This is a genomic window from Sphingomonas sp. GW821-FHT03E12 (genome assembly GCF_059420685.1).
On record NZ_JBWKUF010000001.1, the window covers coordinates 43,074 to 55,647 of the forward strand.

The 12,574-nt window shown below is 66.9% G+C and carries 13 protein-coding genes; 6 read left to right on the forward strand and 7 right to left on the reverse strand.

From position 1 onward, the window contains the following. Positions 1-49 precede the first annotated feature (49 nt). The 6 genes from AC07TU_RS00120 to AC07TU_RS00145 form a co-directional block, all read right to left on the reverse strand. The gene (locus AC07TU_RS00120; RefSeq protein WP_495185889.1) at positions 50-2,152 is read right to left on the reverse strand and encodes a malate synthase G; all 2,103 of its coding nucleotides are present in this window, start codon (positions 2,150-2,152) and stop codon (positions 50-52) included. A 74-nt stretch (positions 2,153-2,226) separates the two neighbouring features. Then, entirely contained in the window at positions 2,227-2,679 is a 453-nt protein-coding gene (locus AC07TU_RS00125; protein WP_495185890.1) for a MarR family winged helix-turn-helix transcriptional regulator, read from the reverse strand. 94 nt (positions 2,680-2,773) lie between these two features. Then, positions 2,774-4,063, reverse strand: a complete 1,290-nt coding sequence (locus AC07TU_RS00130) for an MFS transporter (RefSeq protein WP_495185891.1) — start codon at positions 4,061-4,063, stop codon at positions 2,774-2,776. Between the two features lie 55 nt (positions 4,064-4,118). Then, entirely contained in the window at positions 4,119-4,910 is a 792-nt protein-coding gene (locus AC07TU_RS00135) for a 2-keto-4-pentenoate hydratase (RefSeq protein WP_495185892.1), read from the reverse strand. 66 nt (positions 4,911-4,976) lie between these two features. Beyond that, positions 4,977-6,416: a mannitol dehydrogenase family protein gene (locus AC07TU_RS00140; RefSeq protein WP_495185893.1), complete on the reverse strand. Its 1,440-nt coding sequence runs from the start codon at positions 6,414-6,416 to the stop codon at positions 4,977-4,979. Then, positions 6,413-7,885, reverse strand: a complete 1,473-nt coding sequence (locus AC07TU_RS00145; RefSeq protein ID WP_495185894.1) for a UxaA family hydrolase — start codon at positions 7,883-7,885, stop codon at positions 6,413-6,415. Before AC07TU_RS00145 ends, AC07TU_RS00140 begins: the two co-directional genes overlap by 4 nt. 74 nt (positions 7,886-7,959) lie before the next feature. On the opposite strand from AC07TU_RS00145, the gene AC07TU_RS00150 reads away from it, so the two are divergent. Next, the gene (locus tag AC07TU_RS00150) at positions 7,960-8,979 is read left to right on the forward strand and encodes a LacI family DNA-binding transcriptional regulator (RefSeq protein ID WP_495185895.1); all 1,020 of its coding nucleotides are present in this window, start codon (positions 7,960-7,962) and stop codon (positions 8,977-8,979) included. A gap of 222 nt (positions 8,980-9,201) precedes the next feature. After that, positions 9,202-9,354, forward strand: coding sequence for a hypothetical protein (locus AC07TU_RS00155; protein WP_495185896.1), 153 nt, complete (start codon positions 9,202-9,204; stop codon positions 9,352-9,354). A gap of 206 nt (positions 9,355-9,560) precedes the next feature. Here the strand turns inward: AC07TU_RS00155 and AC07TU_RS00160 are convergent, their stop codons facing one another. Further along, on the reverse strand, positions 9,561-9,755 hold the full coding sequence (locus AC07TU_RS00160) for a hypothetical protein (protein WP_495185897.1): 195 nt from the start codon (positions 9,753-9,755) through the stop codon (positions 9,561-9,563). Between the two features lie 274 nt (positions 9,756-10,029). Here AC07TU_RS00160 and AC07TU_RS00165 point away from each other — a divergent pair, with 274 nt between their 5' ends. The 4 genes from AC07TU_RS00165 to uxaC all read left to right on the forward strand — a co-directional run bounded on the left by AC07TU_RS00165 (position 10,030) and on the right by uxaC (position 12,571). Beyond that, positions 10,030-10,242, forward strand: a complete 213-nt coding sequence (locus tag AC07TU_RS00165) for a cold-shock protein (RefSeq protein ID WP_495185898.1) — start codon at positions 10,030-10,032, stop codon at positions 10,240-10,242. Positions 10,243-10,298: 56 nt separating this feature from the next. Then, on the forward strand, positions 10,299-10,493 hold the full coding sequence (locus AC07TU_RS00170; RefSeq protein WP_495185899.1) for a hypothetical protein: 195 nt from the start codon (positions 10,299-10,301) through the stop codon (positions 10,491-10,493). Then, entirely contained in the window at positions 10,490-10,633 is a 144-nt protein-coding gene (locus AC07TU_RS00175) for a hypothetical protein (RefSeq protein ID WP_495185900.1), read from the forward strand. Before AC07TU_RS00170 ends, AC07TU_RS00175 begins: the two co-directional genes overlap by 4 nt. 498 nt (positions 10,634-11,131) lie before the next feature. Next, positions 11,132-12,571 carry a glucuronate isomerase gene (gene uxaC, locus AC07TU_RS00180; RefSeq protein ID WP_495185901.1) on the forward strand — a complete coding sequence of 480 codons (1,440 nt, stop codon included), beginning with the start codon at positions 11,132-11,134 and terminating at the stop codon, positions 12,569-12,571. The last annotated feature ends 3 nt before the right edge of the window (positions 12,572-12,574 follow it).

The following is a 12,574-nucleotide window of genomic DNA, read 5'->3' on the forward strand; positions in this document are numbered from 1 at the left end:
ACCCAACGAGCGAGCCGGGGGAAGGTTCAAGCGCCGGAGCGGGCGATTTTCAGCCCCGCGCCTTCGCCTCCGCCCGGAACTTGTGCAGCAGCGGCTCGGTATAGCCGTTGGGCTGGGCGACGCCGTCGAACACCAATGCGCGCGCCGCCTGGAAGGCGAGGCTGGCGGCTTCGTTCCCGGCCATCGGGCGATAGAGCGGGTCGTCCGCATTCTGCGCATCGACCTTGGCCGCCATCCGCGCGAGCGCGGCGTCGATGTCCGCGGCGGTCGCGACGCCGTGCAGCAGCCAGTTGGCCATATGCTGCGAGCTGATCCGCAGCGTCGCGCGATCCTCCATCAGGCCGATATCGTTGATGTCGGGCACCTTGGAGCAGCCGACGCCCTGATCGATCCAGCGCACGACATAGCCGAGGATGCCCTGGGCGTTATTGTCGAGCTCGCGCGCAACCTCGTCCGGAGTCCAGTTGCGGCCCGAGGCGGCCACCGGGATGGTCAGCAGCGGCGCGAGGGCGGGCACCGGCTCACCGGCGATCTCGCGCTGGCGGGCGAAGACATCGACCTTGTGGTAGTGCATCGCGTGCAGCGTCGCCGCGGTCGGCGAGGGCACCCAGGCGGTGTTGGCGCCACTGAGCGGGTGGCCGATCTTGACCTCGAGCATCTCGGCCATGCGGTCGGGCGCGGCCCACATGCCCTTGCCGATCTGAGCCTTGCCCGACAGGCCGTGGCGCAGACCGATGCGGACATTGCGATCCTCATAGGCCTTGATCCAGCTCGATGCCTTCATCTCCGCCTTGGGGATCATCGCCCCGGCGCGCATCGAGGTGTGGATCTCGTCGCCGGTGCGGTCGAGGAAGCCGGTGTTGATGAAGGCGATGCGGCCGCGCACCGCATGGATGCACGCGGCGAGGTTGGCGGAGGTGCGCCGCTCCTCGTCCATCACCCCGACCTTGATCGTGTGGCGGGCGAGGCCGAGCAGATCCTCGACCGCGTCGAACAGGTCGTTGGTGAAGGCGGCCTCGTCCGGCCCGTGCATCTTCGGCTTGACGATATAGACGCTGCCGGTGCGGCTGTTGCGATGTGTGCCCAGCCCCTGAAGGTCGTGGACCGCAATGGTGCTGGTGACGATCGCGTCGAGGATGCCTTCGGGCGCTTCGGCGCCGTCGAGCATCACCGCGGGCGTGGTCATCAGATGGCCGACATTGCGGACGAAGAGCAGGCTGCGGCCGGGCAGCGTCAGGTCACTCGCAAAGGGGCGCTGGTAGACGCGATCCTCGGCGAGACGGCGGGTCAGCGCCTTGCCCCCCTTGTCGAAGGTCTCGACGAGGTCGCCGCGCATCAGGCCCAGCCAGTTGGTGTAGGCCGCGACCTTGTCGTCGGCATCGACCGCCGCGATCGAATCCTCGAGATCGACGATGGTGGTCAGCGCCGCTTCGAGGATCACGTCGGCGATCCCCGCCGGATCGGTGCTGCCGATCGTGGAGGTCCGGTCGATCACGACCTCGATGTGCAGGCCATTGTGCTTGAACAGCAGCGACTCGCCGCACGTGCCGGCGAGCTGGGCCGGGTCGGCGAGCGGCAGGGCGCCGCCGGCAAAGTCTGCCCATTTGATACCGGTCAGCGGGACCGCTTCGTCGAGGAACGCCTTGGCCGCCGCGATCACCTGCGCGCCGCGCTCGGCGTCATAGCCGCCCGGCTTCGGCGCGCCGGGCAGCACATCGGTGCCGTAGAACGCGTCGTAGAGGCTGCCCCAGCGGGCATTGGCCGCGTTGAGGACGAAGCGGGCGTTGAGCGCGGGCACGACCAGCTGCGGCCCGGCCATCGTCGCGATCTCCGCATCAACATCGGCGGTGGTGACGGTGAAATCGCCGGGCTCGTCGACCAGATAGCCGACCGAGCGCAGGAACGCCTCCTGCGCCGCCGGATCGGCGGCACGAGCGGAATCCTCGGCGCACCAGGCGTCGATCTGCGCCTGCAGCGAATCGCGCGTGTCGAGCAGCGCGCGGTTGCGCGGCGCAAAGCGGGTGAAGATCGCCGCCGTGCCGCTCCAGAACACGTCCGCATCGATGCCCGGCCCCGGCAGCACGCGCTCCTCGATGAAGCGGGCAAGCGGTTCCGCCACCGACAGTCCGGCGCGCGTCACATAAGCAGTCATGCGGATTCCTCCTGGGTAAGCTCAAATCGGCCCTGGGGAGGGAGTGCCCGATTAAACGAGGGAGCGGGTGCCGATCAACCCCCGGTGCCGATCGCCGCCGCCACATTCTCCACCCGCTCGAGCATATTGCGCAGCTGCGCCTGCTCGGCGTCGGACAGGCTTTCGAAGATGCGGCGTTCCAGTTCGAGCGCCTTGGGCGCGACCTGGCGATAGAGCGCCCAGCCATCGATGCTGAGTTCGAGCAGATGCGAGCGCTGGTCGTCGGGATTGGGGGTCCGCGTGACGAGGCCGCGTTCGTAGAGCGAGATCGCGGCACGGCTGACCGTCACCTTGTCCATCTGAGTGCGGCCGCACAATGCCTGCTGGCTCATCGCCCCGAATTCGGCGAGCACGGTGACCAGCCGCCACTCGGGAATGCGCAGGCCGAACAGCGCCTGATAGGCGCCCGCAATGGCGCCCGACACACGGTTGGACGCCACCGAAAGGCGGTAGGGCAGGAATGCGTCGAGCTTGAGTGTTGCCGTCATAGGACAGTGATTGCCCCGTTCCCGCGGCGGGCGCAATGAGAGCATTGCTTCATTGCGCCCAAAGCGGGACTACGGATAGATAATATCAAGCGATTTAGTCGACTTTAACCGGCTCGAGACGCGGCGAGAGCAGGTGAACGACCAGCAGCGCGACGAAATAGGCGCTGCCCGCGACCCAGAAGAGCGGCCAGTAGACGCCGAGGCGATCGAGAATCTCGCCGGCATAGAAGGCCATCAGGATACCGCCGACCGCACCGACCGTGCCGCCAATGCCCACGACCGATCCGACCGCGCCGCGCGGGAACAGATCGGAGGGGAGCGCGTAGAGATTGGCCGAGAAGGCCTGGTGGCCCGCGGTCGCGACGCCGATCACCAGCACGGCGACCCAGACGCTGGTGATCGATTCGGCGAACACCACCGGCAGGACGAGACAGGCGCAGACGAACATCGTCACCTTGCGCGCGAAGTTCGCCGACCTGCCCGCCTTCATCAGCTTCGACGACATCCAGCCGCCGAACACGCTGCCGACGTCGGAGATCAGGTAGATCGCCGCGAGCGGGATGCCGAAGGTCAGCAGGTTGAGGTCGTACTGCTTGAACAGATAGCCCGGCAGCCAGAAGAGGAAGAACCACCAGATCGGGTCGATGAAGAACTTGCCCAGCGAATAGGCCCAGGTCTCCTTGCGGGTCAGCACGGTGCCATAGCCGATCGGCTTGACCGGGTCGGCGGGATCCTGCTCGATCCAGGCGAGTTCGCCTTCGCTGACCTTGGGGTGCTGACGCGGGCTGCGGTACATCGCCCACCAGGCGATCAGCCACACGAAGCTGATGACGCCGGTGACGACGAACGCCATGCGCCAGCCCCAGGCGATCACCATCAGCGGCACCACTAGCGGGGTGATCACCGCACCGATGTTCGCGCCCGCGTTGAACACGCCGATCGCAAAGGCGCGCTCCTTGGCCGGGAACCATTCGGTCACCGCCTTGATGCCCGCCGGGAAGTTGCCCGATTCACCGATGCCAAGGCCGAAGCGCGCCATCGCGAACTGGGTCATCGAATAGGCGCCGCCATGCGCGATATGCGCGAGCTGCCAGATGACGAAGGCGACCGCATAGCCGACGCGCGCGCCGACCATGTCCACGAACTTGCCGAAGCCGATATAGCCGATCGCATAGGCGATCTGGAACCAGATGATGACGCCCGCGAAATCGCGTTCGGACCAGTGGAGGTCCTGCATCAGCGTCGGCTTGAGCACGCCGATCATCTGGCGGTCGATATAGTTGATGACCGTCGCCGCGAACAGCAGCGCGACGATCATCCAGCGGTACCGCCCCGCTTTGGCGGCGGCCGCAGTGCGGATACCGTCGGCCTGGCTCGCGTCCATTCAGTCTTCTCCTCTTACCCGCCCCGTTTTCCGGGGCCCGGTTGTTCGGTCCCGGTTATCGAGGCCTGGCCGCTTCGATCGAGCAGCTCACCTGCATGCCATTGAAGGTTGCCGTCACTGTGGCACCGACGGGCACTTCATGTACACCGGTTACCGCACCCGACGAAATCCACTGCCCGGCTTCGAGCGCGACGCCGCGTTGGGCCATCGCCTCGAACAGGAAGCGCGCCGCGCCGACCGGTCCGTCGAGCATCGCGCGCGCGGTCGCCGCGCCCGCCTGCTCGCCGTCGATCAGCAAGGTCACCGGCCAGTCGACGAAGTCGAGGGTCCGCCAGTCCGGAATCGCATCCCCGATCACCAGCCCGTAATTGTTGCCGAAGTCCGAGATGGTGACGAGCGGACCGAAGGCGTTGATCCCCGGAAAGGGCGAGCTCGCGACTTCGATCCCGACATGGACCGCGTCGATCAGATCGGCGGCCTCGTCCATGGTGTAGCTGGTCTTGGCGGGATCGGGCGCGCGCGCGATGCGCAGCAGGAATTCGGCCTCGCCCGCGGCAAAGCCCTCAGCGAAGACCGGCATGACGGGGATTTCGCCGCGTCCGTCGCGCACGCTGTCCGCGAAGATCGGCCCGGCAAGGCGGTTCGTGCCGAGCTGGGTATCGAGCGGCGGATTGATCCGGCCGACCTTCCAGCCGGCGACTTGGCCGCCGTTCAGCGTCCGTGCGCGATCCTGGATCGCATAGGCAGCGTCCAGCGATTCAGGCGGGGTGCCGGGATAATCGGGCAATCCGGTTGCCGTGCGGCGCGCCGTGACGAAGGCCTGCGCGATCGCGTCCAAACTACTCATCCACCCCTCGCTCTGTTCTTGAAGCGACGGGGTAGTGGAAACCGGTGTCATTGACAAGGGGCGCAATCAACGCGCCAGCAGCGCCTCCACGCGCCCCTCGGCCAGCGCCTCGACTCCCGCGGCCACCGCAGCGCGATAGGCGGCATGGCCGGCGATCTCGGGCCGGAACACCGACTCGAAGGCGAACAGCCGTTCGGCGAGCTGCGCGGGCGAGGCGCCCGCTGCGGCATCGGCGAGCGGCGCGGCGAGCGGATCGGTGATCGCCTCCCCCGCCGCCGCGCGGCGCGCGACGAAGTGCATCCATGCGGCCACCGGCACCGCGAGGCGGTCGACGGGGCGGCCCGCGCGGATCGCCGCGGCGGTGGTGTCGAGCAGGCGATAGGGCAGCTTCTGCGATCCGTCCCAGGCGATCTGCGACAGCAGATGCCGGATCGCGGGGTTGCGGAAACGGTCGAGAACGGCCTGGGTATAGGCGGCATGGTCGAGCCCGGCGACGGGATCGAGCACGGGCACGATGTCCTGCAGCGCCAGCCGCTCGGCAAAGGCCGCGAGCGGCGCCGTGCCCATCGTATCGGCAACCGTCTCCAGCCCCATCGCCAGGCCGAGATAGGCGAGGCTGGAGTGGAGGCCGTTGAGGATGCGCAGCTTGGCGCGCTCGTACCCGCCGACATCGCTGGTCAGCGTTGCCCCCGCACCGGCGAGGTCAGGCCCGTCCGCGAGCGTGTAGGGGCCGATCACCCATTGGGTGAAGGCTTCGCGCTGCACCGTCGCGCGGTCGGCAACGCCGAGCTCCGCCGCGACCTTGGCATAGAGCGCGTCATCGCTGGCGGGAGTGATCGAATCGACCATCGTGTCGGGGAAGGCCGCGGTGTCGGCGATCCACTTCGCCAGATCAGGGTCGCGTTCGGCTGCCAGCGCGATCGTCGCCGCGCGCAGCTTGCCGCCATTGCCCGAGAGATTGTCGCAGCACAGCACCATGAACGGCGCCGCCCCGGCAGCACGCCGCGCCGCGAGGCCCTGAACCAGCCAGCCGACAAAGCTGCGCGGCTCACCACCCTGAAGGTCGGCGACGATGTCGGGATGGCTCATGTCGAGCGTGCCGTCACCGGCGAGGCAATAGCCCTTCTCGGTCACGGTCGAGGTAACGATGCGCACCTCGGGCTTGGCGAGCAGCGAAGCGACCTGCGCGCCGCCGCCCGGGCCGATCCATGTCCGATGCGCGCCGATCACGCGCATCGACGGCTCGCGATCGAGCACCGCCAGCGTGTAGAGCCCGTCCTGCGCGGCGAGCGCCTCGACCGTGCCGCCCGAGCGCAGCGAGACCGCGGCGATGCCCCAGCGCGGGTCGTTCGCCAGCACGGTGTCGAAATAGCTCGCCTGATGCGCGCGGTGGAAGGCGCCGGGACCGAAATGAACGACGCCGGTCGAGACCGTCGCGGGATCATAGGCAGGCTTCGCGATCGCCGCGGGGACAGTCCGCAGCGTTTCCAGCGTCAATCGGCTCACAGGGTTACGCCTCGCTTCCAGATTGCAATTTCACGCTCGCCATTGCGCTCGGCGGCGGCTTCCTCGCCCGATGCGATTGCGGCGATGCGCGCGAGCAGGGCGTCGGCGGCGATGTCCATGCCGTCGGTCAGCACCTGCCCTGCGTCGAAGTCGATCCAGCCCGGCTTGCGCGCAGCGAGATCGGAGTTGGACGCGATCTTGAGCGTCGGCGCGGGAAAGCCGAGCGGCGTACCGCGGCCGGTGGTGAACAGGATCACCGTCGCCCCCGCCGCCGACAAGGCGGTCGAGGAGACGGCGTCGTTGCCGGGCGCCTCCAACAGCGTCAGCCCGGTGCGCTTCACCCGGTCGCCATAGTCGATCACGTCGGTGACGATCGCCTGCCCGCCCTTCTGCACCGCGCCGAGGCTCTTTTCCTCCAGCGTGGTGATGCCGCCGGCGATGTTGCCGGGCGAGGGGTTCTCCGACACCGGCTCGCCATGGTCGATGAAATAGCGCTTGAAGCGGTTCACGAGGCCGCCGATCGCGTCGAAGGTCTCGGCATCGGCGGCGCGCGCCATGAGCAACTGCTCGGCACCGAAGATCTCGGGGATTTCGGTGAGGATCGCGGAGCCGCCGGAATCGGTGATGCGATCGGCCATGATCCCGACCAGCGGATTGGCGGTGAGACCCGAGAGGCCGTCCGAGCCGCCGCACTTGACCCCCAGCACCAGCCGGTCGAGGCCCATTTCCTCACGCTGCGCGGTCGCGGCGAGCTGCGCCAGTTCGAGCACCTTCTCGACGCCCTCGGCGATCTCGTCGGGCGAGGACTGCGCCCCGACGGTGCGGACGCGGGCGCGGGTCTCTTCGGGAAGCGTTTCGAGCAGCGCCGAAAGCTGGTTCGATTCGCAGCCAAGCCCGACGAGCAGCACACCGCCGGCATTGGGATGCTGCGCCAGCGCCGAGAGGATGTTGCGCGTGCCGTCGAGATCGTCGCTGAGCTGCGAGCAGCCGAAGGGATGCGCGAAGGCGTGGACGCCGTCGATGCCCTCGGGCAGCAGCGCCTCGGCCTTCGCTGCGATCTTCTGCGCGGTGCGGCCGACGCAACCGACGGTGGGCAGCACCCAGATCTCGTTGCGCGTCCCCGCCCGGCCGTCGGCGCGCGGATAGCCGCGCCAGGTGATGGCCGACGCCTGTGCCTGCGCACGCTCGGCCCCGGCCCCGCCGCCATAGGCCGCCTCGCCCGCCAGCGCGGTCGCGACATTATGGACATGGACATGATCGCCCGGCGCGATTCCCGCGGTCGCTTGCCCGATCGGGAAGCCGAACTTGAGCACCGGATCGCCCGGCGCATGCGCGACCAGCGCGAATTTGTGCGCGCGCGGGATCGCGTCGCTCAAGGTGACGCCGAGCACCACCTCGCCCGCCACCAGGTTGCGCAGGGCGGTGGCGACGGTATCGGCACCATGGATTCGGAGGGCGGCAGGATTCATCATACGACTACCGGTGTCATTAGCCTCATGCGCCGCGATTGGCTAGGGCTCGCTTGCGCGCTATGCACTTGGTCATGAAGAAAAGCGCGCAGGCGACGATCAACGATGTAGCGCGGCTGGCCGGGGTCTCCAAGAAGACCGTCAGCCGCGTGATCAACCGTTCCCCCCTTCTCAACGAGGAGACGCGCGAACGAGTGGAGAAGGTGATCGCCGATATCGGCTATGTCCCCAACCCGCAGGCGCGCGCGCTGGCGCTGCGCCGCAACTTCCTGATCGGGCTGATCCACGACAACCCCAACCCGCATATGGTGCTCAACGTCCAGCAGGGGTTGCTGGAGGTGCTGCGCGACACCGAGTTCGAGCTGATCGTCCACCCGGTCGATCGCGGGTCGGTGACGATGCTCGACGATATCCGTCGCTTCCTCGAGCGCCAGCGCCCGTACGGCGTGATGCTGCTGCCGCCGATTTCGGACAATGACGCGCTGGCCGCACTCTGCGTCGAGATCGGCACGCGCTATGTCCGCATGGGATCGGCGGTGTTCGACGATGCCGCGCACATGGTCGCGTCGAACGACCGCGAGGTGGTGCGCGGCGCCGTCACGCATCTGATCGAGAATGGACACAAGCGCATCGGGCTGGTGCTCGGGCCGCACGGCTTCCGCTCCGCATTCGAGCGCGCCCAGGGCTATGAGGCCGCGCTGGACGATGCCGACATCCCGATCCAGCGCACGCTGATCGCACAGGGCGACTATACGTTCGAATCGGGGATGCGCGCCGCGGAACGTTTGCTCGACCTCTCTCCGCGCCCGACCGCGGTGTTCTGCTCGAACGATGCGATGGCGGCGGGGGTGCTGCATACCGCCCGCCAGCGCGGGCTGGACGTGCCGCGCGACCTGTCCATCGTCGGTTTCGACGACACGTCGATCGCGTCCTATCTGTGGCCGCCGCTCACCACCGTGCGCTGGCCGATCGCGACAATGGCCCGCGCCGCGGCGCTCAAGCTGATCGGCGACGGCGAGGATGAGGAAAGCGGAGAATCGCTGTTCGTTTCGACACTGATCCGGCGGGCATCGGTGGCGCCGCCGGGTGAGTGAGACCCAAGGCAGAAAAAATCGCGTGGAAAATCGCGCATTGTAACGGATACTTAACTGTCCGTAGTTGACTTGGGCCGCGTGGCTATGAGAGGCCTCGAACGTCAACTCATGGTTAAAGGGGATACCATGCGCGCACTGAAATTGTTTGTCGCAACTGCCACCGCCCTGAGCATTGCGGCCTCACCGGCCCTTGCACAGGCAGACGCCGCTGCGAAACTGTCCGTGAAGAATGTTGCAGCCGCACGCGCATCCACCGATGCCGGGGACAGCAACAAGCTCGCTCCCGCAGTTCTGATCGGCGTGCTTGCGACCATCGCGATCATCGGCGGCGCGATCGTTCTGGCCGACAGCGACGACACTCCCGACAGCCCCTGACACGGGCCGGGCTCCGAATCACATCGGGCCTCAGTCAGATTGAACGGCGCATCCGACGATCGTTTCGATCGGGTGCGCCGTTTTTTTGTGCCTGCCGCGCGGCGCGCGACCTGCAGCATGCGCAGCTTCGACGGCAGCCTGATCGCCTCGGGCCCGAGTTCCCGCGCACCGCAGCCCCTATCCGAATGCAGGCCGAAGCCGCCGGATCAGATCGCTCCGGGCCCGCTGGACACGCCCAGAGCCAGCGGCGCGTTCTCCTGCGGCTTTCGGCGCAGATCGCGAATGCGGCCGGCGTAGAACTCGGCCAGCCCCTCGTGGACGATTCGCGCCTCCGTACAGGACGCATTCTGCGCGCACATCAGCGACATCTGATGACGATGAAGGAGTTCGTCGAGATCCATAGAATCCGCCCCGTCCATTGTAAGCGGGAGCGCGATTTGTCTCTCAGCCACTGAAGCTTACGGAAAATCTTTCAGCGATGATTACGAAATGGATCTCGAAGGCAATATTTTCAAGCCAGACCTTGTATTAAACAATAATACTCCCGATATACACATCGCTACAGTCGCAAATCGACGGTTACCGGAGCTTTGCGGCCCCCACTTCCTTCTTTCTGCAGCCGCGGCACCGGGCGATCCGGTACTCGGTTCGCCCTCAACCAGAAGGAAGTTACCCATGAGCATCACCGGCACCGTCAAATTCTTCAACGCCGACAAGGGCTATGGCTTCATCGCCCCGGACGACGGCACCAACGACGCCTTCGTCCATATCTCGGCGGTCGAGCGTGCGGGCATGGTCACGCTGAACCAGAACCAGCGCGTGATCTATGAGCTGGAAGAGGATCGCCGCGGCAAGATGGCCGCGGTCAATCTTCAGCCCGCAGAGTAATCCGCGATCCGCGTGCGGCCCCGCGCCGCACGCGCCACGCCAGAATGGAGGCCAGGATGGCGCAAATCCCCTATCGTGAACACGCGGCGCGTGCGCGCGCCGATGCCGAAGCCGCAACGCTCGAGAATGTCCGCGAGCGCTGTCTTCGCGCCGAAGCCGCCTGGCTCGACATGGCCAAGCGGCAGGAAAGCGTCGATCGCGCCCGCGCCCAGCGCGAGCAGCAACATCTTCTTCAACAGGAACCTACGTGAATTTCGAACATCTAAAGACCGAACGACATCAATTTACCCTCCGCGAGGCGCCCTACCAGCCCCGCACCCGTCGCCGCAGTGCCGCCGATGCGCGCGCCGCAGCGATCGCCTTCACCGCCGCCCGCGACGTTCTCGGCTAAGCACCGGCTTTCGCTGGTGGCACCATCCCCCGCCTGCTAGAAAGCCGGCATCAGCGGACCTTCTTTCCTAAGCACCGCTGGCTGAGAGACCTTGCGCGCTCCCGCTTACCAGCCGGAGACACGCTATCGATCCCCGTCAGAGCCTTGCCTATGCGATCGTCATCGCATTTGCCGCCGTTGCCATGACCTTCGCGATGACCGCGTTCCATCGCGCGCGCGACCGCCGCCGCTCGCGGTTCAATTCCACGAAGCGGCGGCAACGGCTGCTCGGCTGGTGGCGGCGATAGGCCCGCAGACCGGAGCCTTCCCGTTAGGCTGAAGCGCCGAAGTCCGGCCGTGCACGCTTACTCTCCCCTCTCCCTCCAGCCGTGAAATATGATAGCGGCTGTCCCCGCGCTGCCGGATTCGCTCTCCCGGAGCCGGTGCACGGAGACTCTGGTTGAAATCCAGTCTGACACCGGTTACCGGGATCGGACACCAAGTGAGAGGAATGTGAAAGTGCGCCCCCTGGCACTCGATCCCGACCGGCTGTTTCCGGCCGATCCCACCACCCGCGGCATTGCGCGTGACCTGTACAAGGAGATCGCCGGTCTCCCGATCGTGAGTCCGCATGGCCACACCGATCCGGCATGGTTCGCGACCGACGATGCGTGGGAGAATGCGACCGAGCTGTTCCTGGCGCCCGACCACTATGTCTTCCGCATGCTCTATTCGCAGGGTGTCGATCTCGACGCGCTGCGGGTGCCGCGGATCGATGGCGTGCCGGCCACCGATCCGCGTGCGGCCTGGCGGCTGTTCGCGAGCAACTATCACCTGTTCCGTGGCACGCCGTCGCGCATGTGGCTCGACCATGTCTTTGCGGAGGTGTTCGGGATCGACGTGCTGCTCGAAACCGGCACCGCCGACCATTATTACGACACGATCAACGCCGCGCTGGCGTCGCCGGGATACCGCCCGCGCGCGCTGTTCGAGCGGTTCAAGATCGACTTCCTCGCCACCACCGAGGGCGCCGACGATCCGCTCGAGCATCATGCGGCGATCCGCAAGTCGGGCTGGGGCGGGCGCGTGGTCACCACTTATCGCCCGGATTCGGTGATCGATGTCGAGCATGAGGCGTTCAAGGGCGCACTCGAGGCATTCGCGGGGCTGACCGGCGAGGATGTGCACAGCTGGAAAGGCTATCTCGCCGCGCACCGCAAGCGCCGCGCGGACTTCCGTGTTGCGGGTGCGACCGCGACCGACCATGGCTTTGCGACGGCACAGACCGCCAATCTTTCGGCGGCCGACAGCGAGGCGCTGTTCGGGCGCATCGTCGGCGGCAAGTGGGACGCGGCCGATGCCGAGCTGTTCCGCGCGCAGATGCTCACCGAAATGGCGAAGATGAGCGTCGAGGACGGGATGACGATGCAGATCCATCCCGGATCGTGCCGCAACCACAATGCCAAGCTGTTCCACAGCCATGGCCGCGACAAGGGCGCCGACATCCCGACGCGCACCGACTATGTCCATGCGCTGAAGCCGATGCTCGACGTGGTCGGCAACGAGCCGGACCTGACGGTGATCCTCTTCACCCTCGACGAGAGTACCTATGCCCGCGAGCTGGCCCCGCTGGCCGGCCATTATCCGTGCTTGCGCCTCGGGCCGAGCTGGTGGTTCCATGACTCGCCGGAGGGGATGCGCCGCTTCCGCGAGATGACCACCGAGACCGCGGGCTTCTACAACACCGTCGGCTTCAACGACGACACGCGCGCCTTCTTCTCGATCCCCGCACGGCACGATGTCGCGCGCCGGGTCGACTGCGCCTTCCTCGCCCGCCTCGTCGCCGAAGGGCGGATGCAGGACTGGGAAGCCGCCGAACTCGCCTATGAGCTGACCAACGGCCTCGTCCGCAAGGCGTACAAGCTCGACCAGCCCCTTACCGCCGCCAAGGCGGCCTGACCC